This window comes from Pseudomonas sp. RA_5y_Pfl1_P24, assembly GCF_963970945.1.
Lineage (GTDB): Bacteria > Pseudomonadota > Gammaproteobacteria > Pseudomonadales > Pseudomonadaceae > Aquipseudomonas > Aquipseudomonas tritici.
The window spans coordinates 30,174-56,573 of record NZ_CAXAOJ010000015.1; the positions used below are offsets into that span (position 1 = coordinate 30,174).

Below are 26,400 nucleotides of genomic sequence, written 5' to 3' on the forward strand. Positions count from 1 at the left end.
GCAACCGAATACGCGACAGTCTGGCAACGGGCTGTCTGAATGAGTTTTGCCCGCGAGGGCAAGTTTCCATAAGCAATTTCGAGAGACGGATGAACATCACCACCTTAGCCAAACGCACGTGCCTGCTTCTTTCGCTGATCATCACCCCGGCCGCCTGGGCCGTTGAAATGGTGCCGGCTTCCCCGCAACTGGCCGCCAAGTCCTGGGTTCTCATGGATGCCGCCAGTGGCAACGTGCTGGTCGAGAGCAACGGTGACCAGCGCCTGCCACCGGCCAGCCTGACCAAACTGATGACCGCCTACATCGCGACCCTGGAAATCCGTCGCGGCCAGATCGGCGAGAACGATCCGGTGACCGTCAGCGAAAACGCCTGGCGTACCGGCGGCTCGCGGATGTTCATCAAGGTCGGTTCGCAGGTGACTGTAAGCGACCTGTTGCACGGCATCATCATCCAGTCCGGTAACGACGCCAGCGTCGCCCTGGCCGAGCACATCGCCGGCAGCGAAGACGCGTTCGCCGACATGATGAACAAGACGGTGACTGACCTGGGCATGACCAACAGCCACTTCATGAACCCGACCGGTCTGCCGAACCCAGATCACTACTCGTCGGCTCACGACATGGCAATCCTGGCGCGCGCGATCATTCGTATCGACCCGGTGCACTACGCGATCTACTCCCAGAAAGAGTTCTACTGGAACAACATCAAGCAACCTAACCGCAACCTGCTGCTGTGGCGCGACAAGACCGTTGACGGTCTGAAAACCGGCCACACCGAAGAAGCCGGCTACTGCATGGTGTCGTCCGCTGTACGTGACGGCCAACGCCTGATCGCCGTGGTCTTCGGCACCAACAGCGAGCAGGCCCGTGCGGCCGAGACGCAAAAACTGCTGACCTACGGTTTCCGCTTCTTTGAAACCCAGACCTTCTACCAGAAGGGTGCTGAGCTGGCGACCGCGCCGGTTTGGAAGGGCGCTACCTCCCAAGTCAAGGCCGGCCTGGCTGAAGACCTGACCCTGACCATGCCTAAAGGCCAGCTGAAAAAGCTCGCTGCCAGCATGACCATGAACCCGCAATTGGTTGCGCCAATCGCCAAGGGCGATGTGATCGGTAAAGTCGAAGTGAAGCTGGACGACAAGGTGGTGCACAGCGCCGACCTGATCGCCCTGGACGCCGTCGACGAGGGTGGTATCTTCCGCCGCGTGTGGGATAGCATCCGTCTATTCTTCTACGGCTTGTTCAACTGATAGTGTGCATCTGCAAAGCCCCGCGTTGATCCGACGCGGGGCTTTGTTGTCGCCAAGGCTTACGCTTACGAGGCCGTTACGCCATGACCGATACCGAAGTAAAGGCGCCAAAGATCGAATTCCCGGTGGTGGACTATCCCATCAAGATCATCAGCGACACCGGCGTAGGCCGCAAAGACTTGATCCTTGAGATCGTGCGCAAGCACGCCACGATCAATGATGAGCGTGTGGACGAGCGATCCAGCTCCACAGGCAAATACACCACGATCCAGTTGCACATCGTTGCGACGGGTCAAGACCAGCTCTACGACATCAACAGTGAACTGCGGGCCACTGGCTTCGTGCACATGGTGTTGTGATGTCACAGGTCCTGGGCTTTCGCGAGCTCGGCCGGATGGCCTACGCGCCCGTCTGGCACGCCATGCAGCGGTTCACTAACGAACGCGGCACGTCGGCCCCCGATGAAATCTGGCTGGTGGAACATCCGCCGGTATTTACCCAGGGCCAGGCCGGCAAGGCCGAGCACTTGCTGCTGCCCGGGGATATTCCGGTGGTGCAGGTCGACCGAGGTGGCCAAGTGACTTACCATGGGCCCGGTCAGCTTGTCGCTTATCTGTTGCTGGATGTGCGCAAGCTAGGGTTCGGCGTGCGCGACCTAGTCAGCCGCATGGAGGCTTGCCTGATCGAGCTGTTGGCCAGTTACGGCGTGACCGCCGCGGCCAAGCCGGATGCGCCGGGTGTGTATGTGGACGGCGCGAAAATCGCCTCCCTGGGGCTGCGTATTCGCCACGGCTGTTCTTTCCATGGCTTGGCCTTGAACGTGGACATGGACCTGGCACCGTTCCGGCGGATCAACCCATGTGGCTATGCCGGGTTGGCGATGACGCAACTGAGTGATCACGCCACACCGATTAAATTTGCCGAGGTAAGTGCCCGGCTGCGTGAGCAGCTCGTCAAACACCTCGACTATGCTGAGCAGACGACCCTTACGGGCGGAATCGACTGATTATGACTACTGATGCAGTGCAAACCATGATCCCGACGTTGGACGTTACCGACCGTGCGGCCCCGGCCCCGCGTGCCAAGGTGGAAGCCGGCGTCAAGCTGCGCGGCGCCGAGAAGGTTGCACGCATTCCGGTGAAGATCATTCCGACCACCGAACTGCCGAAGAAACCTGACTGGATCCGCGTGCGCATCCCGGTTTCGCCGGAAGTCGACCGTATCAAGGCCCTGCTGCGCAAACACAAGCTGCACAGCGTGTGCGAAGAAGCGTCCTGCCCAAACCTGGGCGAGTGCTTCTCCGGCGGCACCGCCACCTTCATGATTATGGGTGACATCTGCACCCGTCGTTGCCCGTTCTGCGACGTGGGCCACGGCCGTCCGAAGCCACTGGACGTCAACGAGCCGGAAAGCCTGGCCATCGCCATTGCCGACCTTAAGCTCAAGTACGTGGTGATCACCTCGGTTGACCGCGACGACCTGCGTGACGGCGGTGCCCAGCACTTTGCCGACTGCATCCGCGAAATCCGTAAGTTGTCGCCAAACGTCATGCTCGAAACCCTGGTGCCGGACTACCGTGGCCGTATGGACGTGGCGCTGGAAATCACCGCTGCCGAGCCGCCGGATGTGTTCAATCACAACCTGGAAACCGTGCCACGCCTTTACAAGGCCGCGCGCCCGGGTTCGGACTACCAGTGGTCGCTGACCCTGCTGCAGAAATTCAAGCAAATGATGCCGCACATTCCGACCAAATCCGGCCTGATGCTGGGCCTGGGCGAGACCGACGAAGAAGTGATCGAAGTCATGCAGCGCATGCGCGAACACGACATCGACATGCTGACCCTGGGCCAGTACCTGCAACCGTCCCGCAGCCACTTGCCGGTGCAGCGTTTCGTGCACCCGGACACCTTCGCCTGGTTCGCCGAGGAAGGTTACAAGATGGGCTTCAAGAACGTTGCGTCGGGGCCGTTGGTGCGTTCGTCATACCATGCGGACGAACAGGCCAAGCTGGTCAAGGCTAGCCTGGTGTCGTAACACAGATTTGGCCAACACCGCTGATCCAATGTGGGAGCGGGCGTGCTCGCGAAGGCGGTGTTTTCAGTCACCTGATTTATTGACTGAAACTGCGCCTTCGCGAGCAAGCCCGCTCCCACATTTCGTTCCGCGTCTGCCAAGGAGAGTTGTGGATGAGCATTGCCGTACCTGCCTTGCGACCCGAAGGCACCATCGCCCTGATCGCTCCCGCCGGCCCCGCCACGCTGGACGTCGAAAAGGCCGACCAATGGATGCGCGCCCACGGCTACGACCTGCGAATCTTCCCTGGCGTCTATGAGCGCGACGGCTACCTGGCCGGCAGCGATAAAGTCCGCCTAAACGACCTCCATAAAGCCTTTGCCGACCCTGAAATCGACGCCATCTTCTGCCTGCGCGGCGGCTACGGCACGCCGCGTCTGCTTGATAGCCTGGATTTCGACCTGCTACGCGCCCATCCCAAGCCGTTCGTAGGTTATAGCGACATCACCGCTCTGCACCTGGCGATCAGCCGATATGCCGGCTTCGTGACCTTCCACGGGCCGATGCTCAATGCCGATCTGCTGGGCGATAAGCAACAACCCACCGAAGCCTCGCTGTTCAGTCTGCTGCGTGGCCAACTGAGTGCTGGTAGCCAGTTGATACACCCGGTGGCTTACCCGCTGACTACGATTGAACCGGGCATCGCCTGCGGGCGTTTGCTGGGCGGCAATCTGTCGATGATCGCGGCTGTCATGGGCACGCCCTACGAGATGGATACTGAGGGTATCATCCTGTTTATCGAAGACGTCAACGAGCCCCTCTACCGCATCGACCGCCTACTCACGCACCTGCGCCTGGCAGGCAAGCTGGCCCAGGTTGCGGGTGTGCTGGTGGGGGATGTGGCGGGTGTGGACAAGGATGCGTTGCAGCGGCTGCTCAAGCAGACCTTTGAACCGCTGTGCATTCCGGTATTGTCCGGCTGGCGCAGTGGGCATTGTGATCCGAACCTGACATTGCCGATGGGCGCGTTGGTCAGGTTGGATGCGGGGGCGCAGCGGGTGGTGTTGGAGCAGGATGTGGTCTTCAAGGACTGAGTTTGATATCGCCTGCCAGGCAGTCGTCGCAGGCAGGCCAGCTCCCTCAGGGAAATGCATTCCAACTGTTGGGGCTGGCTTGCCTGCGATGGCGGTAACCGCCTTACAAGGGTCTACCTGTTCTGCAACGATTCCAGCAGCTTCACCGTCGGATACCCATCCGCCGGCCAGCCCAGCGCTTGCTGCGCCGCACGAATCGCCTTGCGCGTATTGGCGCCGATGATCCCGTCCGGGTTCCCCGCGTCATAGCCGTTGGCACTCAGCGCTGTCTGCAAGTCGATACGCTGGGAGCGACTCAGCGGCAGCTCATCCTTCGGCCAGTCACCACGAATTACACCACCGCCACCGAACCTTTCCGACAACAGGCCAACCGCCAGCGCGTAGGACGACGAGTTGTTGTACCTGAGGATTGCGCGGAAGTTATCCAGCACCAGGAACGCCGGGCCACGGTAGCCCGCCGGCAACAGCAGGGCGGCTGACAGCTGGTCGGCGTTGGGCGGCATGCTGGCGCCCGGTGGCAGTTGGATACCAAGTTTCAGCCATTCGGCGACTGTCTTGCGAATGCCGCCATCGGCCAGGGCGTAATCGAAGTTCGCCGGCAGTTGTTTCACCTCGAAGCCCCATGGCTGGCCTTTCTGCCAGCCGGAGCTTTGCAGGTAGTGCGCGGTGGAGGCGAGCGCGTCCGCTGGGCTGTTCCAGATGTCGCGGCGACCGTCGCCATCGAAGTCGACGGCATGGGTGTTGTAGGTGGTCGGGATAAATTGGGTCTGGCCCATGGCGCCGGCCCAGGACCCTTTCATCTGGTCTGCCTGGATGTCGCCGTGCTGGATGATCTGCAGCGCTGCCAACAGTTGCGCCTGGGCGAATGCTGGGCGACGGCCTTCATAGGCCAGGGTCGCCAGCGAACGAATCACCGAGTTATTGCCCTGGAACTGGCCGAAGTTGCTTTCCATGCCCCACACCGACACCAGCGCCTGGCGGTCGACGCCATAACGTTGCTCGATGCTTTGCAGGATATCGGCGTATTTGTTCAACAATGCCTGGCCATTACGCACGCGCACCGGCGAGAGGGCGCCGTCGAGGTATTCCCACACGGGGCGGGAAAATTCCGGCTGGCTGCGGTCGGCGCGGATTACCGCCATATCAGGGGTGACATTAGCGAAAGCGTTGTCGAACACGGCTTCGGTGATGCCGGCCTGCAGGGCTTGCACGCGAAAGCCAGCCTGCCATTCGGCAAAGGTCTGGGTCGGTTGGATATCAAGATTGTCCAACGCCAGCGGGGCCACGACAGCGGGCGCTACCACGGGGGCGGTCTGTAACTTTGGCAGTGGTTGAGCGTCGGCGGCGGTCGGTTTCTCCGCGCAGGCGACTAGCAGAATGAGGCTGGAGGCAGCGATCAATTGGCGAAGGTGCCAACGACGGGGAAGACTAGAGGGCATGCACAGGTCCAGAGATTACAAATCAGGTGCAGACCTTATCATGTCAGAGGGGCGCTTGCCTTCAGGCAGCCAGAAAGTAAGAAGCCTCCCAGCTATTAGACTGGAAGGCTTCGCGGCGGTAGCTGCCTTTGCCCTTGCCGGCGCGTTCCTGACGGCTGCGGAACAGTGGCTGGGCGATGATGGATTTGGCCTTGTTGGGGCCATGCTTGGATGGCTTTTTGCTCATGATGGTTACTCTCGTGGGGTGGGTGGAACGGCGCAAATGATCGGCCGAAGTTCACCCGCTGTAAAGCCCAGCGATGTGTAGGCGCTTTCGCAAGCTGAAGTAAGTACGGTTAATGTGGGAGCTGGCTTGCCTGCGATAGCATCACCTCCATGCATCTGAAAAGCCGAGGTGCCTGCATCGCGGGCAAGCCCGGCGCCCACAGGGGAATGTGGTGTTTTAAGAAAGTGTTATTCAGCAGGCAGTGTCAGGCGCTGGCCGGCCATCAACAGCGACAAACGGCTCAAGCTCATCCACGGCGATCCCGCTGCCTGGCCCTTGATCTGCGCATCGATGCGCTGCGCTTCCAGCAAAAGCTGCGCCCAGCGTTGTGCCGAGTGCCGTTGCAGGGCCTTGCTCATCAAGGGTTTGCGTTTGTCCCAGACCGGTGGCCGGGCTTGGCTGAACGCTTTGTCCAGCGGCGTGCCCTGGCTGAATTGCAGGGCAATGTTGGCCAGCACCCGCAGTTCTCGGGCAAGGGCCCAGAGAATCACCGGCGGCTCCACGCCTTCGCCGCGCAAGCCTTCAAGCATGCGCAGGGCATGGGCGGGTTCGCCATTGAGGATGGCATCCACCAGCCCGAACACATCAAAGCGCGCACTGTCGGCCACCGCGCCCTGGACGGTCTCAACGGTGATTTGCCCGTCTTCGGCCATCAGCTTGAGCTTTTCGATCTCTTGGGCTGCGGCAAGCAAGTTGCCTTCGACCCGGGCGGCGATCAGCTCCACCGCATCCTGGGTCGCCGACAGCCCCGATTGGGACAGGCGTTGGCGAATCCATTGCGGCAACTGGTTGCTGTCCACTGGCCAGATCTGGATGAACTGGGTCTGAGCCCCTTCAACCAGAGCCTTGCCCCACTTGGTTTTCTGCGCGCTGCCGTCAAGCTTGGGCAGGCTGATCAGCAAGACCGTGTCTTCGGCGGGTCGTGAACAGTATTCAATGAAGGCGGCGGCACCCTTGTCACCTGGCTTGCCCGAAGGCAGGCGCAGTTCCAACAGGCGCTTTTCGGCAAACAGCGACATGCTCGCGCCGGCTTGCAGCAACGTGCCCCAGTCGAAACTGGCGTCGGCGCTGAAGACCTGGCGTTCATCGAAACCTTGCTGGCGTGCGGCGGTGCGGATGGCGTCTGCGGCTTCCTGGCACAGCAACGGGTCATCACCGCTGACGATGTAGACAGGCGCAAGGCCACCTTGCAGGTGTTTGGCGAGTTGGGCGGGGGCGAGTTTCATAGGCAGTGTAAACGGGGCGCCAGGGGCGCCCCGTTTGGCTTACTCGACAGGTACTTCAACAGGCGATTGTTTCGGCGTGTTGTCTTCGTATTCTTTGGCGGCTTTCAGTGCGTCGGCATCAGCCTTGGCCTTGTCGTCAGCGCGTTGCTGCAGGGTTTCCAGTTGTTCCGGGGTGATCATCGACAGGCGCAGCACCATGCGCTGTACCAGTTCGCGACGCATCTCCTTACGCACCTGAATGATTTCGGAGTCCGAACCCACCAGGTTGTTGCCGTCGTGGCTAACGATTTTCTGAATCTGGATGTCGTCACCCATCAATGGCAGGTGGTCGCGGCCCTGGATTTCAAAGCTGAGCACGGTGCTCAGTTCGATATCGGACGCACGCCCGGCGCTGGCATAGCTGAGGTTACGCTGGGTTTGTTTTTCATTGGCCAGGAACAGCTTGTAGGTCGCGCCGGTGTAGACGTGAACGCCACTGTTCTCCAGGACCTGACGCAGCTGTGTCACAGTTTCGCTGTAGGCGTCGCGGGCACTGACGTCCAGTTCCTTGATCGCCATTTCGTGGGTGCCGGTACCGCGCAGCTGGAAGCCGCAAGCGCTCAGCAACACGGCAAGGCCCATAACCAGCAAATTGCGTTTGATCATTTTGTTGCTCCCCTTGAAACCATGTGGGCCTTATCGAGGCCCTGAAGGCTTTGTTCGGCGCAGGGCTCAAGCCCTGCGCCCGATCCGATTAGCTAGCGACGATATTGACCAGTTTGCCAGGCACTACGATCACTTTGCGGATCGTCAGGCCTTCGGTAAAACGCAGCACGTTTTCGTTGATGCGGGCAGCCGCTTCGACGTCTTCGCGGCTGGCGCTGGCTGGCATGTCGATCTGGCCACGCAGTTTACCGTTGACCTGGATCACCAGTTGCAGCGTGTCCTGTACCAGGGCGCTGTCATCCTGCACCGGCCAGCGCGCGTCGATGACGGCGCCGCTCTGGCCCAGACGGTTCCACACGTCGTGGCTGATGTGCGGCGTGATCGGGGCCAGCAGCAGTGTGACCGTTTCCAGGCCTTCCTGTACCAGCGCGCGATCCTGTTCAGTGGCTTGCGGCGCTTTTTCCAGCACGTTCATCAGCGTCATCACCTGGGCGATGGCGGTGTTGAATTTGTGGTGCTGGCCCACGTCCTGGCTGGCTTGCTTGATGGCCAGGTGGGTGCTGCGTCGAATGAGTTTCTGCTCGTCGCTCAACGCCGCTACGTCCAGTTTGCCCGGCAAGCCCTGGCTGATGTGGGCATGCGCCAGGCGCCAGACGCGCTTGAGGAAGCGGTGCGAGCCTTCGACGCCAGAGTCAGACCATTCGGCGCTCATGTCAGGCGGCGAGGCGAACATCATGAACAGACGGCAGGTGTCGGCGCCGAACTGGTCGATCATCGACTGTGGGTCAACGCCGTTGTTTTTCGACTTGGCCATCTTCTCGGTGCCGCCGATTTCCACGGGCAGGCCGTCGGCGATCAGCTTGGCGCTGATGACCTTGGCTTTGCTGTCGCGCTCAAGCTCGACGTCGGCCGGGTTGAACCAAGTGTAGGCGCCGTTGGCTTCACGGCGGTAGTAAGTCTCGGCGACCACCATGCCCTGGGTCAGCAGGTTCTTGAACGGCTCATCCGAACTCACCAGGCCTTCGTCGCGCATCAGCTTGTGGAAGAAGCGCGCGTACAGCAGGTGAAGGATGGCGTGTTCGATACCGCCGATGTACTGGTCCACCGGCAACCAATGGTCGGCTGCGGACTTTTCGACCAGGCCGCCTTCATAGTGTGGCGAGGCGTAGCGGGCGTAGTACCACGAGGACTCGACGAAGGTGTCCATGGTGTCGGTTTCACGCTTGGCAGGCGCGCCGCATTTCGGGCAGCTGCACGCGTAGAACTCGGGCATGCGCGCCAGTGGCGAACCGGCGCCATCCGGCACCACGTCTTCCGGCAGGACCACCGGCAGTTGGTCTTCCGGTACCGGCACATCGCCACAGCTTTCGCAGTGGATGATCGGGATCGGGCAGCCCCAGTAGCGCTGGCGGCTGATGCCCCAGTCGCGCAGGCGGAACTGGGTGCGCGAGGCACCGAGGTTCTTCTTGATCAGCGCGACTTCGATCGCGTCGAACGCGCCCTGGAAGTCCAGGCCGTCAAATTCGCCGGAGTTGATCAGTTCACCATGCTCGCCGTAGGCGTCTTGCCACGGGGCCGGGTTGGTGTCGCCCGCGCGGGTGCGCACCACGGATTTGATTGGCAGGTTGTACTTGGTGGCGAATTCGAAATCGCGCTCGTCGTGAGCCGGCACAGCCATTACGGCGCCATCACCGTAGTGCATCAGCACATAGTTGGCGACCCATACCGGCAGCTTTTCGCCGGTCAATGGATGTTCAACAAACAGCCCGGTCGGCAGGCCTTTTTTCTCTTGGGTGGCGACGTCGGCTTCAGCCACGCTGCCGCCTTTGCATTCGGCGATGAACGCCTGCAGCTCAGGGTTGTTCTGGGCTGCCTGGGTGGCCAGCGGGTGTTCGGCGGCCACGGCGACGTAAGTCGCGCCCATCAGGGTGTCCGGACGGGTAGTAAACACTTTGAGCGCGCCCGCTGCGCCGATCGAATCGACGTTATACGGGAACTGCACTTCCATGCCCTTGGACTTGCCGATCCAGTTGCGTTGCATGGTCTTGACCTGTTCAGGCCAGCCCGGCAGGTCGTCGAGGCTCGACAAGAGTTCATCCGCGTAGGCGGTGATCTTGAAGTAGTACATCGGGATTTCGCGCTTTTCGATCAGCGCGCCGGAGCGCCAGCCGCGACCGTCGATCACCTGTTCGTTGGCCAACACGGTCTGGTCGATCGGGTCCCAGTTCACGGTGCCGCTCTTTTTGTAGATCACGCCTTTTTCGAACAGCCGCGTGAACAACCATTGTTCCCAGCGGTAGTAGTCCGGCTTGCAGGTGGTCACTTCGCGGGACCAATCCACCGCCAAGCCCAGGCTGCGCAGCTGGTTCTTCATGTAGGCGATGTTTTCGTAGGTCCACTTGGCAGGCGCCACGTTGTTTTTCATCGCGGCGTTTTCCGCCGGCATGCCGAAGGCGTCCCAACCCATGGGTTGCAGGACGTTCTTGCCTTGCATGCGCTGGTAGCGGGAAATCACGTCACCGATGGTGTAGTTGCGCACGTGCCCCATGTGTAGCTTGCCGCTGGGATAAGGGAACATCGATAGGCAATAGAAAGTCTCCTTGCCTGGCTGTTCACTGACTTCAAAGGACTTTTGCTCGTCCCAGAAGGCTTGGGCGGCATTTTCTATTTCACGGGGCTGATATTGTTCGTGCATGGCTACTTTTGAACTGAATAGGGGTGGCCTAATCCTCTTCGGTGCAACGTTCAGGTTGATCGACACCAAAAAGCGGCGCGTCCGTGCCCAAACCCTGCGGGAAGTGGAGTTACAGGAAGCGCCGTAGCATACATGACCCCACTCTATCGAGGGAAACCCTGATTGCGCAGGCAGGGCCGTCTGTCGCGGCGGCAGGCAGGGGCAGCCATGGGGGCTACGCTGTTTATTGGGGAGTAAGTCTTATCTTCAATGAGGTGAGGGGATGGTTGAATCGCAGCGAATCGTATCGAAACCGGATATCTACGAAGGACTGATTGACCGATTGGGTCGTGCATTGGATGCAGCGAGAACAGCGGGCCGATTGCGTGATGAGCGGCCTGTTGAGTTGGAACTGCGTGGTTTGAGCCGCGCAGAGCTGGAACTGATTGAGGCCTATTTGGAACGCAATGGGCGCAGTGCGCCTCCCTGGGTGGCAAACCCGCCAGCAGGGGAGCCTACGCACTCAGCCAAGGTGGTGTGGCTCAAGGACTTGTCGGCCGGTCGTGGCCCGCAAAAGCTTCGGTCCGCCCGCTACAAGTAGTTCATTCCCTCCTGAACGCGTCATCGCGCTGCACTGTAAAGATTGTCGCTAAACCCCGTTACACCTTAGGCTTCGGGCATCTATGGAGATGCCCGATGCCTATTCGTTATTTCATCAAACAATTGCTCCTGCCGCCCGGCATTCTCTTGTTGCTGCTGGCGCTTGCCTGGTGGTTTCGTCGCAGCCGGCCACGCTTGGCGGGTTGCTGCTTTGCCCTGGGTTTTGGCGGCATGTGGCTGATCAGCCTGCCGGTGATGGTGGAGTGGGGCGCACGGGCCCTGGAAACCGAGCCACCGCTGGCGCGGGAGGACTGGTCGACACTGGCTCAGCGCGCCGACGCCATTGTGGTGTTGGGTTCGGGGCGCGAGCGCGGCGACCCGGCCTGGGGCGCCGACCAGCCCACCGGTATCGGTCTGGAGCGCCAGCGGTATGCCGCACGATTGGCCAAGGCCTCCGGGCTGCCGGTGCTGACCACTGGCGGCCTGCATTACGGCACGCCGCCGAGCGAGGCAGAGTTGATGTCAGTCTCGATGCGCGATGACTTCGGTGTGACGGTGCGCTGGAAGGAAGAGCGCAGCCGCACCACGTGGGAAAATGCGCAGATGAGTGCTGAGATTCTGCTACCCGAGGGCGTCAAACGCGCAGTGGTGGTGACTCAGGCCTGGCACATGCCGCGTGCGGTGTGGAGTTTTGAAAAGGCTGGCTTCACCGTGGTGCCTGCGCCAGTGGGGTTCCTGGGCGTAGACAATGCCAGACCGCTGGGTGGTTGGATGCCGGAGTTCAAGTCGGTGTGGCAGAGCGGGCAGTTGATCAATGAAGCGGTGGGGCAGATAGGCTACCGGTTGTTTTATCGGTAACTCGCAACACCGCAGGCCAATTGTGGGAGCAGGCAAGCCAGCTCCCACATTGTTATGTGTTTGTCTGTCAGACCGTTTTCGACATACGACCGGCCAGCAGCGCCCAGCCAAACAGCCCCAGGCACACAATGATCAACGGCCACGAGCGCCATTGCAGGTACGGCGTGAGGTTGTGCATCGGCACCACTTCACCATAGAGAATGCCGCGCTCAAACTGGGGGATCTGCACGGTGATCTGCCCATATGGGTTGATCAGGCCGGTCACGCCATTGTTGGTAGCACGGATCATCCAGCGGCCGGCTTCCAGTGCACGCATCTGCGCCATTTGCAGGTGTTGCAAAGGGCCGATGGAGCGGCCGAACCAGGTGTCGTTGCTGATGGTCAGTAACAGATCACTCTGGGCCGAGAGACCTGCGGCGAACTCCGGGTACACCACTTCGTAGCAAATGAACGGCGCAATCTGATAGCCCTTGGCCTGTAGCATGGCCTGGTCGGCAGGGCCACGGGCGAAGTCCGACATCGGCAGGTCAAAGAAGGCAATTAGCCCCCGCAGCATGTCCTGCAGCGGCACGTATTCGCCAAAGGGCACGAGCTTCTGCTTGAGGTAGGTGCCGTCGCCTTCGCCCACCACGGTGATGCCGTTGAAGTAGCGCATCTGGTGGTGCACTTCCTGGCGGATCGGTACACCGGTAATCAGCGCCGTGTGCCGGTCGGCGGCGAACTTGCCCATCATGCCCAGGTAGCCTTCGACAGACTCCTTGAGCACCGGCACCGCCGTCTCCGGCCATACCAGCAGGTCGACACGCTTTGAGCTCAAACTCATGTCGCGGTACAGCGCAAGCTGTGCATTGAGCTGCTCCGGGTCCCACTTCATGCTTTGTTCGACATTGCCCTGAATGGCTGCGACGCTCAGTGGCGCCCCAGACGGGCTGGTCCAGGCGTGATGCTTGAGTGCCAGGCCGATGGCCCAAGGCGCCACCAGCAATACCAGGCCTGCGCCGATAAACGCGTTGCGCTTAGTGGCCAACAGGCGCGGCAGGTTGCACAGCAGGGCTGCCGTCAGCGCCAGTGCAAAGGAAATCAGCCACATGCCGCCCACTGGCGCCAAGCCTGTGAGCGGACCGTCGAGCTGGCTGTAACCGGAGTACAGCCACGGGAAACCGGTGAGGAACCAGCCGCGAAACGCTTCCTGACCGACCCACAACGCCGCAAACGTCAGTGCATCCGCCAACGGCGCTTCATTGCGGCGCAACCAGCGCGCCCACAACCAGGCGGGCAGGGCGAAGAACCAGGCGATGGCGGCGGTAAACAGCAGCATCAAGAAGCCAGCCAGCAGCACCGAGGCACCGCCGAAATGGTGGATGCTGTAATAGATCCAACTGGTGCCCGCGCCAAACAGGCCAAAACCGAAGCACCAGCCACGGCCCAAGGCCTGGCGGGGGCTCAGGTCTCGCAGTCCCACATAGAACAAGGCGACCGCTACCAGTGCAAATGGCCACAGATCGAACGGTGCCAGCGCCAGGGTGGTGATGGCGCCGGCCACCACGGCCAGCAAATTACCGGGCCAGCCGGGTGCGATCAAACGGCGCATGTAGGGGTGGGTCATCAGCTATTTCCTGTGTCGCGCCGGCCTGCTGCGGCACAGGGCAAGGCGCGAGGAGTGTAGTTTGGTTGTTTCAAATGAACGACGAGTAACGCAGCCCTGTGTCGCAGCAGGCCCGGCCCTACGGGTTGCCCCTGAGAGCGGGCCATGCTGCGTGGCAGGCCTTGAAAAGGGAATGCCATTCCCTGCGGCCTGCGCCTTGCCTGGCCCGCTCTCAGGAGCAGCGCGACACAGGAAATAGCTGATGACCCACCCCTTCCTTAGCGGGCAATAGGTGTTAGACGGATCAGGTGGATACGGCGGCTGTCCGCATTCAGGATACGGAAGCGATACGCGCCGATCTCGGTGGTTTCGTTACGTTTTGGTAGATGCCCGAACGCACTCATCACCAGGCCACCCACGGTGTCGAACTCATCGTCGGAGAATTCGCTGTCGAAGAACTCGTTGAAGTTCTCGATCGGCGTCAACGCTTTGATCAGGAAGTCACCGCTGGGCAGCGGCTTGATGTAGCTGTCTTCTTCGACGTCGTGTTCGTCTTCGATGTCGCCAACGATCTGTTCCAGCACGTCTTCAATGGTGACCAGGCCGGCGACGCCGCCGTATTCGTCGATCACAATGGCCATGTGATTGTGGTTGGCGCGGAATTCCCGCAGCAGCACGTTCAGGCGCTTGGATTCAGGCACGAAGGTGGCCGGACGCAGCAGGTCCTTGATGTTGAAGTTGTCACCGTTCTCCTTGAGGATCAACGGCAGCAAATCCTTGGCCAGCAGGACACCCATGACGTCGTCATGGCTTTCACCGATCACCGGGTAGCGCGAGTGCGCCGAGTCGATCACGGCCGGGAGGAATTCCCGTGGGGTCTGGGTCGCCTTGATGCTGATCACCTGCGAGCGCGGGACCATGATGTCGCGTACTTGCAGGTCAGCCACCTGAATGGCGCCCTCGACGATAGCCAGCGCTTCGCTGTCCAGCAACTTGTTCTGATGGGCCTCGCGCAGTAGCTCAAGCAGCTCCTGGCGGTTTTTCGGCTCGTGGGCAAAAGCCTGGGTGATTTTACCCAGCCATGACTTCTGCCCGTTGCTCGATCGGTCTTCGCTCATAGCGATTACTCTGAATCCTTTAGTGTGACAGTTGAGTGTTTTTAAACTTCGTCGTCGGCATACGGGTCTGGATGACCCAGTTCTGCAAGCAACGTTTGTTCCAGTGTTTCCATCTCGCAGGCTTCGTCATCGTCTATATGGTCGTAACCCAAGAGATGCAAGCAGCCGTGGATGACTAGATGGGCCCAATGGGCTTCAAGTTCCTTGCCTTGTTCCTTGGCCTCGCGCTCCACCACCGCGACACAGATGACCAGGTCGCCCAGTAGCGGGATATCCAGCAGTTCATCGGGTACGTCGGCGGGGAAGGACAGTACGTTGGTCGCGTAATCCTTCTGGCGCCAGGTGTGGTTCAATTCGCGGCCTTCGGGCTCGTCGACCAGGCGAATGGTCAGTTCCGAATCAGCGGTGCGCTGGCGCAGGGCCAGCGCACACCATTGGCGGAACTGCTCTTCGCTGGGCGCGGGCGCTTCGGTTGCCAGCTGCAGGTCTAGCTCAAGCATCGCGGCGAGTGTCCTTGGACAAACCGTCGTCACGGTGTTCGAAGCGCTCGTAGGCTTCGACAATGCGCTGCACCAGCGGGTGGCGCACCACGTCCTTTGGCGAGAAATGCGTGAAACTGATACCCGGCACGTCTTTGAGCACTTCAATCACATGGCTCAGACCCGACTTCGTGCCCTTGGGCAGGTCAACCTGGGTAATGTCGCCGGTGATAATGGCCGTGGAGCCGAACCCGATGCGGGTCAGGAACATCTTCATCTGCTCGACCGTGGTGTTCTGGCTTTCGTCGAGGATGATGAAGCTGTTGCTCAAGGTGCGGCCGCGCATGTAGGCCAGCGGGGCGATCTCGATCACTTGGCGCTCGATCAGCTTGGCCACGTATTCAAAGCCGAGCATCTCGTAAAGCGCGTCGTAGAGCGGGCGCAGGTACGGGTCGATCTTCTGCGCCAGGTCGCCGGGCAGGAATCCGAGTTTTTCGCCGGCCTCGACCGCCGGGCGAACCAGCAGGATGCGGCGCACTTGCTCGCGCTCCAGTGCGTCGACCGCGCAGGCCACGGCCAGGTAGGTCTTGCCGGTACCCGCAGGGCCGATGCCGAAGTTGATGTCGTTACCGAGGATTGCCTTGACGTACTTCTGCTGATTCAAGCCCTTTGGGCGAATCATGCCTTTTTTGGTACGCAGGGCCACGCTGGCTTCGGCCACGGGGTTGTTGGCCAAATCTTCCACAGCCGATTCCTGCAAATACAGGTGCACGGTTTCCGGCGACAGCTCGCTACCCTTGGTTTCGCGGTAGAGCCGACGCAGCAGGTTTTCTGCAGATTTGGTGTATTGGGCCTCACCAATGAGCTCGAACTGATTGCCGCGGTTGCGGATTTCGATGCCCAGGCGTTGTTCGATCAGGCGCAGGTGCTCGTCGAACTGTCCGCACAGATTGGCGAAACGGCGAGCCTCAAAGGGCTCGAGGAGAAAACGATGGGGTTCTGCTATGGGTGCGTTCAAGGTCGCTTTTAGCCGCCCTTTGGCTGTTGAGGTGAAATAGAGAATAACGCCAGCCGCCTGTGTGCGAAAGCACTTAAATGGACTGGCCTCACTCTCAAGAACTACAAATAACGACTGTGGGAGCTGGCTTGCCTGCGATGGGGCCTGCACATTCAAAAGAGATGTCGCCTGTTACATCGCTATCGCAGGCAAGCCAGCTCCCACATTTGGTCCACATTTATCCTGGGATTGTCAGTTGATCAAAGAACCACGCAACGAATGGGGCTGCGCGGCATCAATGTGCACATCGGCAAACTGGCCGATCAAGGTCGGATTATCGCAACGGAAGTTTACGATGCGGTTGTTTTCAGTACGCCCTTGCAGTTCGCCCGGATCTTTTTTCGAGTAATCGGTGACCAGGATCCGCTGGGTGGAACCGACCATTTGTCGGCTGATCTCGAAACCCTGCTGGTTCAAGCGGTGTTGCAGCGCGTTCAAGCGCTCTTTTTTCAGTGCTTCCGGGGTTTCGTCCAGCAAGTCGGCCGCCGGGGTGCCGGGGCGCTGGCTGTAGACGAACGAGTAGGAGAAGTCGAAACCGACGTCTTCGATCAGCTTCATGGTCTGCTCAAAGTCTTTCTCGGTTTCACCGGGGAAGCCAACGATAAAGTCCGAGCTGATGCAGATACCCGGCACCGCCGCGCGCAATTTGCGCAGTTTGGATTTGTATTCCAGCGCCGTATGGTTGCGCTTCATCGCCGACAGGATGCGGTCCGAGCCCGATTGCACCGGCAGGTGCAGGTGTTTGACCAGCTCCGGCACCTCGGCGTGAGCCTGGATCAGACTGTCGGAGAACTCCAGCGGGTGCGAGGTGGTGTAGCGAATGCGCTCGATACCGTCCACGGCGGCGACCACGCGGATCAGCTCCGCCAGGTCGGCCAGGCGGCCATCGTGGGTCAGGCCGCGATAGCCGTTGACGTTCTGGCCCAGCAGCGTCACTTCGCGCACGCCGTTTTCGGCCAAGTGGATGATTTCCGACATGACATCGTCAAACGGCCGGCTGACTTCTTCACCGCGAGTGTAGGGCACTACGCAGAACGTACAGTACTTGCTGCAGCCTTCCATCACCGACACGTAGGCGCTTGGCCCATCGATACGGGGCTCGGGCAAGTGGTCGAACTTTTCGATCTCCGGGAAGGACACGTCGACCTGCGGCAGCTTGGTGATGCGCGCCGCGTCGATCATTTCAGGCAGGCGGTGCAGGGTCTGTGGGCCGAAGACCACGTCGACATAGGGTGCGCGGTCGCGGATCGCGGCACCTTCCTGGCTGGCCACGCACCCGCCGACGGCGATCACCATCTCCGGGTTGGCCAGTTTCAATTCACGCCAGCGGCCCAGTTGTGAATACACACGGTCCTGAGCGCGTTCGCGGATCGAGCAGGTATTGAGCAGGATCACGTCGGCATCTTCGGCGCGGGCGGTGACTTCCAGGGCCTGGTGTTCGCCCAGCAGGTCGACCATGCGCGAGCTGTCGTACTCGTTCATCTGGCAACCGTGGGTTTCGATATAAAGCTTCTTGGCCATGGGAATCGTCAACTGGTGGTAAAGAACCGCGCATTATAGGGGGCATGCCCATTGGTTCCTAGCGTTGTGCATCGGGTGCCATGCTATAGTTCGCGCCCTCTTTTATATCCCCGATGTGTTGCTCGCCCACCATGACCAAACGTGAAGCTCCAATCTATAAGGTGATTTTCCTCAACCAGGGCCAGGTGTTCGAAATGTACGCCAAGCAGATCTATCAGAGCGATCTGTGGGGTTTCCTGGAGGTGGAAGAGTTCGTCTTTGGCGAGCGCACCCAGTTGGTCGTCGACCCGGGCGAAGAGAAGCTCAAGGCTCAGTTCGAAGGCGTGGTGCGCAGTTTTGTGCCGATGCATTCGATTGTGCGCATCGATGAAGTCGAGCGCCTGGGCACGCCGAAAATCAGCGAAGCGCGGGGCGTGAGCAATGTCATGCCGTTTCCGATGCCGATGCCTGAAAAGTAGGGCTTCAGACCGTGTCGCGCCCTTCGCAGGCAAGCCCCACATTTTAATGCATCCCACAGTTGGAACTCGGTCAACTGTGGGCGCTGGCTTGCCTGCGATGGCGGTAGACGGGTTTAGCTGAGTCAGGGCAGGGGTGAGAAAGGCGAGCGCCCATCGGCACTCTGCAGCTCTTGCAGGTAGTTGCGGAAAATCTGCCCCAGCACCTGGGTCGCCACTTCCAATTCATCACGCTGCATGTGCTCGGCCACTTCGTCGGCCGTATCCAGCGCATCTTCCGCACCGTTGACCGCCGCCATTTTCAGCACGATATACGCCTGGACGTTATTGGCCGGCACACCTTCGCCCTTGAAGAACATGGTACCCAGCTGGAACTGCGCCTGGGCGTGCCCCTGCAACGAGGCTTTCTCGAAGTAGCTCAAGGCCTTGTTGAGGTCGCGGGCGGGGTTTTTGCTGTCGTGGAAGTACTCACCCAACTCGTATTGCGCCTGCGCATTCCCGTCCTCGGCCTGTTTCCGGCACGCGCTCAGCGCTTCGGCCTGGCTGTCTGGCTGGGTATTGAGGGTGCAACGACCCATCGCTGGGATTAACAACGAGTTGCCGCCTGCTTGTGCATGTGCCAGCAGCGGCTGAAGGAGCAACAGGCAGCCCAGAACCAGGGTGCGGCCGGTGCGTTTCATGGGAATCGACTTACCTCTGACGGGGCACGCGGACCCTCGTGGGATCCAATAAGCGCGCATTATGAAATAAGCAGGCCTCTGCTTACAAAGTCTTTACTCGTTTTTCTGCTGGTTGGGCAAGTTATCTGCCGGATTGCAGGTGATTTCTCGAAAAAACTCGGAAATCTCTTTAAGCAAAGTAGCAAATCAGACACCGTTTGCGCGGTGCCTGATTTTTACGGCCAATTACTTCAGTGCGGCGAAGGCGCGTTCAGCGGCGTCGAGGGTCAGCTTCAGCTCGGCTTCGCCATGGGCGATCGAGGTGAAGCCGGCTTCGAAAGCGCTCGGCGCCAGGTACACGCCGCCTTCCAGCATGAGGTGGAAGAAGCGCTTGAACAGATCCGCGTCGCTGCCCATCACGTCATCAAACGTGACGATATCGTCGGCGCCGCTGAAGTACAGGCCGAACATGCCGCCCGCTTGCGTTGTAACAAACGGGATACCGGCGGCGTCGGCGCGTTGTTGCAGGCCGTCGAGCAGGCGGGTGGTGTAGTCGGTCAGCTCGGCGTGGAAGCCCGGGCGGCTGATCAGGCGCAGGGTGGTCAGGCCGGCGGCCATGGCCAGTGGGTTGCCTGACAAGGTGCCTGCCTGGTACACCGGGCCCAGCGGCGCGATGTGTTGCATGATTTCGCGCTTGCCGCCAAAGCAGCCCACTGGCATGCCGCCACCGATGATCTTGCCAAAGGTGCTCAGGTCTGGCGTTACGCCGTAGTGCGCCTGCGCGCCACCAAGGGCTACACGGAAACCGGTCATCACTTCGTCGAAAATCAGCACCACGCCGTGCTTGTCGCACTGCTCGCGCAGGCCTTCAAGGAAGCCTGGCGCGGGGGGTACGCAGTTCATGTTGCCGGCCACCGGTTCGACGATGATGCAGGCCACCTCCTGGCCCACTTCATTGAGCATCTGCTCGACGGCGGCGATGTCGTTGAACGGTAGGGTCAGGGTGTGTTTGGCAAAGGCTGCCGGTACACCGGCCGAGCTTGGCACGCCTTGGGTCAGCAGGCCGGAACCGGCTTTTACCAGCAGGCTGTCGGAGTGGCCGTGGTAGCAGCCTTCGAACTTGATGATGCTGTCGCGGCCAGTGAAACCACGGGCCAGGCGGATCGCGCTCATGGTGGCTTCGGTGCCGGAGCTGACCATACGCACCATTTCCATCGACGGCACGATGGCGCACACCAGGTCAGCCATTTCGGTTTCCATGGCGGTCGGTGCGCCGTAGGACAGGCCGTGTTCCAGTTGCTTGCGCACCGCGTCCAGTACGTCCGGGTGGCTGTGGCCGAGGATCATCGGGCCCCAGGAGCCGACGTAGTCAACGTAGCGCTTGTCATCTTCGTCGGTGACGTAGGCGCCTTCGGCATGTTTGAAGAACAACGGCGTGCCGCCCACGCTTTTGAACGCACGCACGGGGGAGTTCACACCGCCGGGGATGTGTTTCTGGGCATTGGCAAACAGCGTTTCGGAACGGGACATGGTTGGGCTCTCTGAAATCAAATCTTAAGAAGGGCGTTGAACGCGCGGGCGCGACGCGTGACTTCCTGGGGGGTGTCGGCGCCAAACAGGCCGTGCACCACCGCCAGCAGGTCGGCACCGTGGGCCACCAGCGGTTCGGCGTTCTCCAGGGTGATGCCGCCGATCACGCAGATTGGCACGTGCAAGCGTGCGCGGGCCTGGGCCAGCATCTCGATGGTGGCCGCCGGCGCGCCAGGCTTGGTGTTGGAGTTGAAGAAGCGGCCGAAGGCGACATAACTGGCGCCTTCCTTGGCGGCCTGCTCGGCCAGTTCGATCTGGCTGTGGCAGGTCGAGCCGATGATAGCCTTGGAGCCGAGCAGCGCACGGGCTGGGGTCAGCGGGCCGTCGGTCTGGCCCAGGTGCACGCCGACGCCGAGGCGCGCGGCCAATTCAGCGTCATCGTTGATGATCAGTTGGGTCTTGTAGCGGGAGCACAGCTCCCGCAGCTTTTCCGCTTCACGCAGGCGCCGGGCTTCGTCGCTGCTTTTGTCGCGGTACTGCAGCAGGGTCACGCCACCGTCCAGCGCCGCTTCGACGTAGGCGAGGAATTTGCCGGCCAACAGTTGGCTGTCGGTAATGGCGTAAAGGCCACGTAGTTTCATCGGGCATGCCCCTTGGTTTTAAGAGCAGAAATCCAGCGGCAACCGGCGCGGTACAAACTGGCCCTGGCCGAGTTGTTCGGCGTCACGCAGGGTGCGCCAGGTGTAGTTGAGGGCTGATTGCACGGCGCTGACCAAGCCTTCGCCCTGGGCGATCCGACCGGCCAATGCACTGGCCAGCGTGCAGCCCGAACCATGGTAACTGCCGGGCAGGCGCTGGCAGGTAAAGGTATGGCGCGTGCCGTCACGGCTGTAGAGGCGGTTGTGCACTTCGTGCTCATCGCCATGGCCACCGGTGATCAGCAGGTGCTTGATATACGGCAGCAGCTTCTCGGCGCATTCGTCCGCCGTGCCTTCAGGCAATTGCGCGAGGATGCGCGCTTCGGGCAGGTTTGGCGTGGCGATCAGCGACAACGGCATCAGCCGTTCGCGCATCGCATAACCGACTTCGTCCTTGCCCAGGCTGCCACCGCCACCGGCGCGCAGCACCGGATCACACACTACCGGCAGGTGCGGGTGCGCCTGCAGCAGTTCGACCACGGTGTCGACCATCGCAGTGGAACCGAGCATGCCCAGCTTGACCGCTGCCACTTCGGAATCGCCGAGCACGGCATTGGCCTGGGCCAGCACCCACTCGCGGTCGAGCACGCGGAAATCGCTGACATTGACGGTGTTCTGCACGGTCAGGGCGGTGACGGCCGGGGCCGCATGGCAGCCCTGGGCGAGCAGGGCTTCGATATCTGCCTGCAAGCCGGCGCCACCACTGGGATCATGGCCGGAGAGACAGAGGACAACGGGGCGAGAGCTGTAGATATTCATGGTGCGCGAGCTTACCACCAAACGCTTTTGGCGGGGCCGTCTGGCGATGGCTGAATTTTGTACGCAAACATCAGCGTTTATAGCTGTTTGCTAGTGTCCGTTACTTACGGTGAAACACGCTAAAACCCTTGTTCTAGAGCCTTTAAAAATTTTATTTCAATGGTGTCCAATGGCCTTTAGCGGCTATGCTAGAGTGGATCCAAACAACTAACTGTATTGCCGGTGTACGTCTTCTCAAAAGGATAGGGGGCTTTTTGACATAACCGGACAGGCTACGCTGGGGCACTATGCGCTATTTGCTGATTTTACTGTTGTGCGGGCTGCCGTTGCTCGCCAACGCCGTCGAGTTCAACCAAGACACGCGAAGCCTGCCGCTGGGCCGGGCCATGCAAGTGCTCGAAGACCCGACCGATGCCCTGACCATTGCGGATGTCAGCGCGCCTTCCGCCGCTACGCAATTCAAGCCCCACGATAAAGACACACTGAACGCCGGCTACTCACGCTCGGTATTCTGGCTCAAGGTCAATCTGCATTACCTGCCCACCCATCCCGAAGTGCAACGCACCTGGTTGCTGGAGTTGGCGTACCCGCCGCTCGACCATCTTGACCTGTACCTGCCCGACAACACCGGCACCTATCGCCTGGCCGGGCGCACGGGGGATGCGCTGCCATTTTCTTCCCGTGAAATTCGCCAGAACAATTACCTGTTCAACGTCGACTTCACCCCTGGGCAGGCGAAAACCGTCTACCTGCGCCTGCAAAGCGAGGGCTCGATCCAGGCGCCATTGACGCTCTGGTCCAGCACCGCCTACCTGGAACAACAGCCGCTGCGCTTGTATGTATTAGGCCTGATCTACGGCGTGTTGTTGGGGATGCTGGTCTACAACCTGTTCATCTACCTCAGCGTGCGCGACACCAGCTATCTCTATTACATCTTCTATATAGCTTCGTTCGGCATGTACCAACTGTCGGTCAACGGCGCGGCGGTGGAGTATTTCTGGCCAAACAACCCTTGGTGGGCGAATGCGGCGACGCCGTTCCTGATTGGCTCGGCGGCGCTCTTCGGCAGCCTGTTTGCGCGCAGCTTCTTGCACACCGCCCAGCACAGTCGCTGGATCAACCGCCTGCTGCTGGCGTTGGTGGCCTGCGGCGCAGTGGTGATGCTGCTGTCGTTGATGACCAGCTACGCCCTGGCGCTGCGCCTGGCCACCGGTCTGGCGCTGGTATTTACCGTGACCATCTTTGTCGCCGCCATCAAGGCCTGGTATTGCGGCCAGCGAGTGGCGCGCTATTTCATCATCGCCTGGTCGGCGTTCCTGCTGGGCGGGGTGGTGAATACGCTGATGGTGCTGGGCTACCTGCCCAATGTGTTCCTGACCATGTACGCCAGTCAGATCGGCTCGGCGATTGAAGTGGCGTTGTTGTCCCTGGCCCTGGCCGACCGCATCAATTCCATGCGTGAACAACAGGCGCAGATCCTGTTCGATGCCAGCCAGAAGCTCGAAGTGCTCAACCAGCAATTGGCCCGCAGCAACCGACTCAAGGATGAGTTCCTCGCTACCCTCACTCATGAACTGCGCACGCCCATGAACGGCGTGATCGGCTCCCTTGAGCTGATGCAAACCGTGCCGTTGGACGCTGACCTGGCGCAGTACCAGCAAACGGCCGCCGGTTCGGCGCGGGACATGATGCGCATGGTCAACGGCATCCTCACCCTGACCGAATTGCAGGCCGGGCGCCTGAGTGCCCAGCCGCAGGTGTTCAGCCTGCGCGGGACGCTGGACACCTTGCGCCAGCAGTTCAACGCCAGCGCCCAGAGCAAAGGCCTGGCGTTTTCCATCGACGTGGCGGGCGAGCTGCCGGACCGCGTGGTGGGCGACGCCGACAAACTGCTGCAATGCCTGGATTGCCTGCTGGACAACGCCTTCAAATTCACCCACGAAGGGTCGGTCCGCCTGCGTGTGGTTGGCGTGCCGCACAGTGAGGGCGCTTTGCGCCTGAGCTTTATCGTCACCGACACCGGCATCGGCTTTGCCTTCCTGGATGAGGCCACGCTGTACCAGCGGTTCTTCCAGCTCGATGGCTCCACCACCCGTGAATACGGCGGCATGGGTATCGGCTTGGCGATCTGTCGGCAACTGATCGAGCTGCTGGGCGGGCGCCTCACACATCATTCCGAACCGAGCAAAGGCAGCCGCTTCCAGCTGGAGCTGGAGGTCAGCCCAGTGCCGCCTGAGTTCAAACCAATGCCAGGCCGGCAACGCGCGCCTCAGGAGTGCGCGGTGCTGCTGGTGGATGACAACAGCGTCGGCCAATTAGTGGTGCGCGGCATGCTGCTTAAGCTCGGCTACCGGGTGAAAAGCGTGGACAGCGGCCCTAACGCGTTGGCGGCTTTGCAGGGCGAGGATTTCGACGCGGTACTGTTGGACCTTCCCGAAGGTGGTTTCTCGTTGTGCTGTCAGATTCGTGCACTGCCTGGCTGCGGTGAATTGCCGGTGATCGCCGTGAGTACGTCGCTGAATGTGTCTGAACGCGAGCATTGCCATGGCGTCGGTATCTCTGATCGGCTGGTCAAACCGGTGCGTTTCGAGGCATTGCAAGCGGTGTTGCAGCGTCGGTTGTTGTGTCCGGTTGAGGGCGAACGCGCCGGGCTTTCGGCGGGTATGCCCCTTTTTTAAGGCGGATGACGGTGCTTAACTGAAATTCAGGCCCCAACTGGACGTGGCCTTTTTCAGGAGGCCCGTCATGAACCTGCATCAGTTTGCCGAGACCCACGACGTCACCAACCAACCGCCGTCCCTGGAAGGCACTAACCTGTATCGCATCGACTTGCCCTTGCAAGAATGGTCACGCCGCTGTGGCGCTGGCTGGGCGCAGGCGCGCATTGATGCCTACGGCGCGCTGGCCGGCGGGCCGCTGATGGAAGCCGGGTTCCTGGCCAATCAGAACAAGCCTGTATTCAACAGCCATGACCGTTATGGTCATCGCATCGACCTGGTGGAATTTCACCCGGCTTACCACGAACTGATGCGCACCGCCGTCGAGCATGGTCTGCCGTCGCTGCCCTGGGCGCACCCGCAGTCCGGTGCCCATGTGGCCCGCGCTGCCATGACCTACCTGCACAGCCAGGCCGAAGCCGGTACCGGCTGCCCGCTGACCATGACCTTCGCCTGTGTGCCGGCGCTGCGTATGCAGCCAGAATTGGCTGACCTTTGGCTGCCGAAAATTCTCAGCACTCACTACGACCCGCGCAATGTCGGCATCCGCCACAAGGCTGGCGCCACCATCGGCATGGCCATGACCGAGAAACAGGGCGGTACTGACGTGCGCGCCAATACCACCCGGGCTTATCCGGTAGGCGCAGGCGGCCCGGGGCAAGCCTATGAACTGGTGGGCCACAAATGGTTCTGCTCGGCGCCGATGTGTGATGCCTTTCTAACGCTGGCGCAAACCGACAAGGGCCTCTCCTGTTTCCTATTGCCCCGACATCGCCCGGATGACATGCGCAACGAGTTCTACATCCAGCGCCTGAAAAACAAACTCGGCAACTGCTCTAACGCCTCCAGCGAAGTGGAGTTCCGTGGCGCCCTGGCCTGGATGATCGGCGAGGAGGGACGCGGCGTGCCCACCATCATCGAGATGGTCGCCATGACCCGCTTCGATTGCATGGTCGGTTCCAGCGCCCTGATGCGTCAGGCGCTGACCCAGGCCAGCCATCATTGTGCCCATCGCTCGGTGGGTGGGCGTGTACTCGGCGAGCAACCGCTGATGCAAAACGTGCTGGCTGACCTGGCACTGGAAAGCGAATCCGCGCTGGCCCTGAGCATGCGCATGGGCAAGGCCCTGGATAACCTGGGTGATGAGCAGGAAGCCAAGTTCGTCCGGCTGGTGACGGCGGTGGGCAAGTATTGGATCTGCAAGCGCGCCCCGGCCATGATCAACGAAGCCGCCGAGTGCATGGGCGGCGCCGGGTATGTGGAGGACAGCATCCTGCCGCGCCTTTATCGTGAGGCCCCGGTGAATTCGACGTGGGAAGGTTCCGGCAATGTGCAGTGCCTGGACGTGCTGCGCGCGTTATCGAAAGAACCGGGTGTGCTGGAGGCGTTGTTTGTCGAACTCGGGGACGGGCACGGGGATAAGCCACTGGCGCGACACATTGAACAGCTGAAGTCGGCGTTTATGGACACTCAGGATATCCAGTACCGTGCGCGGCAGTTGACCGAGGATATCGCCGTGGCGTTGCAGGCCAAATTGTTGCTGGAGGCAGGGAATGCGGCGGTGAGTGATGGATTTATTGCCAGCCGGTTGGGTGAGTCATCCGGTCGGGCCTACGGGACTTTGCCGCGTGGTGTGGAGGTGGAAGCGATTGTTGCCCGCTCGACACCTAACTGAATAAACGCTGGCAAGCCAGCTCCCACCTTTCAAAGCATTCTAATTCTGGTGTTTATGTGAGCCTGGGATACAGGCAAGATAAAGGC

The 26,400-nt window shown here is 60.8% G+C and carries 24 protein-coding genes; 10 read left to right on the top strand and 14 right to left on the bottom strand.

Features of this window, described 5'->3' with window-relative positions; translation table 11 throughout:
* Positions 1–89 precede the first annotated feature (89 nt).
* From AACY30_RS22650 to AACY30_RS22670, 5 genes are all read left to right on the top strand, one after another.
* Complete coding sequence (locus AACY30_RS22650) at positions 90–1,247, top strand: D-alanyl-D-alanine carboxypeptidase family protein (RefSeq protein ID WP_339471380.1); 1,158 nt, start codon at positions 90–92, stop codon at positions 1,245–1,247.
* A gap of 83 nt (positions 1,248–1,330) precedes the next feature.
* Positions 1,331–1,606: a DUF493 domain-containing protein gene (locus AACY30_RS22655; protein WP_065891172.1), complete on the top strand. Its 276-nt coding sequence runs from the start codon at positions 1,331–1,333 to the stop codon at positions 1,604–1,606.
* Positions 1,606–2,253 (top strand): lipoyl(octanoyl) transferase LipB, encoded by a 648-nt coding sequence (gene lipB, locus AACY30_RS22660; protein WP_339471381.1) that lies wholly within the window; start codon positions 1,606–1,608, stop codon positions 2,251–2,253. The genes AACY30_RS22655 and lipB overlap by 1 nt, the downstream gene beginning before the upstream one ends.
* A gap of 26 nt (positions 2,254–2,279) precedes the next feature.
* The gene (gene lipA / locus AACY30_RS22665) at positions 2,280–3,281 is read left to right on the top strand and encodes a lipoyl synthase (RefSeq protein ID WP_339471463.1); all 1,002 of its coding nucleotides are present in this window, start codon (positions 2,280–2,282) and stop codon (positions 3,279–3,281) included.
* Between the two features lie 152 nt (positions 3,282–3,433).
* The gene (locus AACY30_RS22670; RefSeq protein WP_339541142.1) at positions 3,434–4,354 is read left to right on the top strand and encodes a S66 peptidase family protein; all 921 of its coding nucleotides are present in this window, start codon (positions 3,434–3,436) and stop codon (positions 4,352–4,354) included.
* Positions 4,355–4,467: 113 nt separating this feature from the next.
* Here the strand turns inward: AACY30_RS22670 and AACY30_RS22675 are convergent, their stop codons facing one another.
* The 5 genes from AACY30_RS22675 to leuS form a co-directional block, all read right to left on the bottom strand.
* Positions 4,468–5,793 (bottom strand): lytic murein transglycosylase, encoded by a 1,326-nt coding sequence (locus AACY30_RS22675; RefSeq protein ID WP_339541143.1) that lies wholly within the window; start codon positions 5,791–5,793, stop codon positions 4,468–4,470.
* 61 nt (positions 5,794–5,854) lie between these two features.
* Positions 5,855–6,019, bottom strand: coding sequence for an alternative ribosome rescue factor ArfA (arfA, locus tag AACY30_RS22680; RefSeq protein ID WP_003176285.1), 165 nt, complete (start codon positions 6,017–6,019; stop codon positions 5,855–5,857).
* 227 nt (positions 6,020–6,246) lie between these two features.
* Positions 6,247–7,284, bottom strand: coding sequence for a DNA polymerase III subunit delta (gene holA, locus AACY30_RS22685; protein WP_339471384.1), 1,038 nt, complete (start codon positions 7,282–7,284; stop codon positions 6,247–6,249).
* A gap of 39 nt (positions 7,285–7,323) precedes the next feature.
* The gene (locus AACY30_RS22690; RefSeq protein WP_339471385.1) at positions 7,324–7,929 is read right to left on the bottom strand and encodes an LPS-assembly lipoprotein LptE; all 606 of its coding nucleotides are present in this window, start codon (positions 7,927–7,929) and stop codon (positions 7,324–7,326) included.
* A gap of 88 nt (positions 7,930–8,017) precedes the next feature.
* Positions 8,018–10,624 (bottom strand): leucine--tRNA ligase, encoded by a 2,607-nt coding sequence (leuS, locus tag AACY30_RS22695; protein ID WP_339541144.1) that lies wholly within the window; start codon positions 10,622–10,624, stop codon positions 8,018–8,020.
* Between the two features lie 262 nt (positions 10,625–10,886).
* Between leuS and AACY30_RS22700 the strand changes: the two genes are divergently transcribed.
* Positions 10,887–11,204, top strand: coding sequence for a hypothetical protein (locus AACY30_RS22700; RefSeq protein ID WP_339471387.1), 318 nt, complete (start codon positions 10,887–10,889; stop codon positions 11,202–11,204).
* A 95-nt stretch (positions 11,205–11,299) separates the two neighbouring features.
* On the top strand, positions 11,300–12,061 hold the full coding sequence (locus AACY30_RS22705) for a YdcF family protein (RefSeq protein WP_339541145.1): 762 nt from the start codon (positions 11,300–11,302) through the stop codon (positions 12,059–12,061).
* Between the two features lie 67 nt (positions 12,062–12,128).
* Here the strand turns inward: AACY30_RS22705 and lnt are convergent, their stop codons facing one another.
* The 5 genes from lnt to miaB all read right to left on the bottom strand — a co-directional run bounded on the left by lnt (position 12,129) and on the right by miaB (position 17,821).
* Positions 12,129–13,652: an apolipoprotein N-acyltransferase gene (lnt, locus tag AACY30_RS22710; RefSeq protein WP_339471464.1), complete on the bottom strand. Its 1,524-nt coding sequence runs from the start codon at positions 13,650–13,652 to the stop codon at positions 12,129–12,131.
* 272 nt (positions 13,653–13,924) lie between these two features.
* Positions 13,925–14,764 carry an HlyC/CorC family transporter gene (locus AACY30_RS22715; RefSeq protein ID WP_339416906.1) on the bottom strand — a complete coding sequence of 280 codons (840 nt, stop codon included), beginning with the start codon at positions 14,762–14,764 and terminating at the stop codon, positions 13,925–13,927.
* Positions 14,765–14,805: 41 nt separating this feature from the next.
* On the bottom strand, positions 14,806–15,264 hold the full coding sequence (gene ybeY, locus AACY30_RS22720) for an rRNA maturation RNase YbeY (RefSeq protein WP_049711386.1): 459 nt from the start codon (positions 15,262–15,264) through the stop codon (positions 14,806–14,808).
* Positions 15,257–16,261: a PhoH family protein gene (locus AACY30_RS22725; protein WP_339416904.1), complete on the bottom strand. Its 1,005-nt coding sequence runs from the start codon at positions 16,259–16,261 to the stop codon at positions 15,257–15,259. Before AACY30_RS22725 ends, ybeY begins: the two co-directional genes overlap by 8 nt.
* A gap of 231 nt (positions 16,262–16,492) precedes the next feature.
* Complete coding sequence (gene miaB / locus AACY30_RS22730; RefSeq protein ID WP_339416903.1) at positions 16,493–17,821, bottom strand: tRNA (N6-isopentenyl adenosine(37)-C2)-methylthiotransferase MiaB; 1,329 nt, start codon at positions 17,819–17,821, stop codon at positions 16,493–16,495.
* A gap of 131 nt (positions 17,822–17,952) precedes the next feature.
* On the opposite strand from miaB, the gene AACY30_RS22735 reads away from it, so the two are divergent.
* Positions 17,953–18,279 carry a DUF1820 family protein gene (locus tag AACY30_RS22735; RefSeq protein ID WP_003236992.1) on the top strand — a complete coding sequence of 109 codons (327 nt, stop codon included), beginning with the start codon at positions 17,953–17,955 and terminating at the stop codon, positions 18,277–18,279.
* Positions 18,280–18,401: 122 nt separating this feature from the next.
* On the opposite strand, the gene AACY30_RS22740 is transcribed toward AACY30_RS22735, so the two are convergent.
* The 4 genes from AACY30_RS22740 to AACY30_RS22755 all read right to left on the bottom strand — a co-directional run bounded on the left by AACY30_RS22740 (position 18,402) and on the right by AACY30_RS22755 (position 21,922).
* Positions 18,402–18,956, bottom strand: a complete 555-nt coding sequence (locus AACY30_RS22740; RefSeq protein ID WP_339471390.1) for a tetratricopeptide repeat protein — start codon at positions 18,954–18,956, stop codon at positions 18,402–18,404.
* Between the two features lie 225 nt (positions 18,957–19,181).
* The gene (hemL, locus tag AACY30_RS22745) at positions 19,182–20,465 is read right to left on the bottom strand and encodes a glutamate-1-semialdehyde 2,1-aminomutase (RefSeq protein WP_339541146.1); all 1,284 of its coding nucleotides are present in this window, start codon (positions 20,463–20,465) and stop codon (positions 19,182–19,184) included.
* Between the two features lie 17 nt (positions 20,466–20,482).
* A complete protein-coding gene (thiE, locus tag AACY30_RS22750) occupies positions 20,483–21,106 on the bottom strand; it encodes a thiamine phosphate synthase (RefSeq protein WP_339541147.1) in 624 nt (207 codons plus the stop codon).
* 18 nt (positions 21,107–21,124) lie between these two features.
* A complete protein-coding gene (locus AACY30_RS22755; protein WP_339541148.1) occupies positions 21,125–21,922 on the bottom strand; it encodes a hydroxymethylpyrimidine/phosphomethylpyrimidine kinase in 798 nt (265 codons plus the stop codon).
* 287 nt (positions 21,923–22,209) lie between these two features.
* Here AACY30_RS22755 and AACY30_RS22760 point away from each other — a divergent pair, with 287 nt between their 5' ends.
* Together AACY30_RS22760 and AACY30_RS22765 are read left to right on the top strand one after the other, a co-directional pair.
* The gene (locus AACY30_RS22760) at positions 22,210–24,600 is read left to right on the top strand and encodes a hybrid sensor histidine kinase/response regulator (RefSeq protein ID WP_339541149.1); all 2,391 of its coding nucleotides are present in this window, start codon (positions 22,210–22,212) and stop codon (positions 24,598–24,600) included.
* A gap of 67 nt (positions 24,601–24,667) precedes the next feature.
* On the top strand, positions 24,668–26,314 hold the full coding sequence (locus AACY30_RS22765; protein WP_339541150.1) for an acyl-CoA dehydrogenase family protein: 1,647 nt from the start codon (positions 24,668–24,670) through the stop codon (positions 26,312–26,314).
* Positions 26,315–26,400: the final 86 nt, after the last annotated feature.

What these genes read in the sequence shown, in the direction of transcription:
- AACY30_RS22650 (WP_339471380.1), top strand. Translation starts at nt 90, where the DNA reads ATGAACATCACCACCTTAGCCAAACGCACGTGCCTGCTTCTTTCGCTG.
- AACY30_RS22655 (WP_065891172.1), top strand. Translation starts at nt 1,331, where the DNA reads ATGACCGATACCGAAGTAAAGGCGCCAAAGATCGAATTCCCGGTGGTG.
- lipB (WP_339471381.1), top strand. Translation starts at nt 1,606, where the DNA reads ATGTCACAGGTCCTGGGCTTTCGCGAGCTCGGCCGGATGGCCTACGCG.
- lipA (WP_339471463.1), top strand. Translation starts at nt 2,280, where the DNA reads ATGATCCCGACGTTGGACGTTACCGACCGTGCGGCCCCGGCCCCGCGT.
- AACY30_RS22670 (WP_339541142.1), top strand. Translation starts at nt 3,434, where the DNA reads ATGAGCATTGCCGTACCTGCCTTGCGACCCGAAGGCACCATCGCCCTG.
- AACY30_RS22675 (WP_339541143.1), bottom strand. Translation starts at nt 5,793, where the DNA reads ATGCCCTCTAGTCTTCCCCGTCGTTGGCACCTTCGCCAATTGATCGCT.
- arfA (WP_003176285.1), bottom strand. Translation starts at nt 6,019, where the DNA reads ATGAGCAAAAAGCCATCCAAGCATGGCCCCAACAAGGCCAAATCCATC.
- holA (WP_339471384.1), bottom strand. Translation starts at nt 7,284, where the DNA reads ATGAAACTCGCCCCCGCCCAACTCGCCAAACACCTGCAAGGTGGCCTT.
- AACY30_RS22690 (WP_339471385.1), bottom strand. Translation starts at nt 7,929, where the DNA reads ATGATCAAACGCAATTTGCTGGTTATGGGCCTTGCCGTGTTGCTGAGC.
- leuS (WP_339541144.1), bottom strand. Translation starts at nt 10,624, where the DNA reads ATGCACGAACAATATCAGCCCCGTGAAATAGAAAATGCCGCCCAAGCC.
- AACY30_RS22700 (WP_339471387.1), top strand. Translation starts at nt 10,887, where the DNA reads ATGGTTGAATCGCAGCGAATCGTATCGAAACCGGATATCTACGAAGGA.
- AACY30_RS22705 (WP_339541145.1), top strand. Translation starts at nt 11,300, where the DNA reads ATGCCTATTCGTTATTTCATCAAACAATTGCTCCTGCCGCCCGGCATT.
- lnt (WP_339471464.1), bottom strand. Translation starts at nt 13,652, where the DNA reads ATGCGCCGTTTGATCGCACCCGGCTGGCCCGGTAATTTGCTGGCCGTG.
- AACY30_RS22715 (WP_339416906.1), bottom strand. Translation starts at nt 14,764, where the DNA reads ATGAGCGAAGACCGATCGAGCAACGGGCAGAAGTCATGGCTGGGTAAA.
- ybeY (WP_049711386.1), bottom strand. Translation starts at nt 15,264, where the DNA reads ATGCTTGAGCTAGACCTGCAGCTGGCAACCGAAGCGCCCGCGCCCAGC.
- miaB (WP_339416903.1), bottom strand. Translation starts at nt 17,821, where the DNA reads ATGGCCAAGAAGCTTTATATCGAAACCCACGGTTGCCAGATGAACGAG.
- AACY30_RS22735 (WP_003236992.1), top strand. Translation starts at nt 17,953, where the DNA reads ATGACCAAACGTGAAGCTCCAATCTATAAGGTGATTTTCCTCAACCAG.
- AACY30_RS22740 (WP_339471390.1), bottom strand. Translation starts at nt 18,956, where the DNA reads ATGAAACGCACCGGCCGCACCCTGGTTCTGGGCTGCCTGTTGCTCCTT.
- hemL (WP_339541146.1), bottom strand. Translation starts at nt 20,465, where the DNA reads ATGTCCCGTTCCGAAACGCTGTTTGCCAATGCCCAGAAACACATCCCC.
- thiE (WP_339541147.1), bottom strand. Translation starts at nt 21,106, where the DNA reads ATGAAACTACGTGGCCTTTACGCCATTACCGACAGCCAACTGTTGGCC.
- AACY30_RS22755 (WP_339541148.1), bottom strand. Translation starts at nt 21,922, where the DNA reads ATGAATATCTACAGCTCTCGCCCCGTTGTCCTCTGTCTCTCCGGCCAT.
- AACY30_RS22760 (WP_339541149.1), top strand. Translation starts at nt 22,210, where the DNA reads ATGCGCTATTTGCTGATTTTACTGTTGTGCGGGCTGCCGTTGCTCGCC.
- AACY30_RS22765 (WP_339541150.1), top strand. Translation starts at nt 24,668, where the DNA reads ATGAACCTGCATCAGTTTGCCGAGACCCACGACGTCACCAACCAACCG.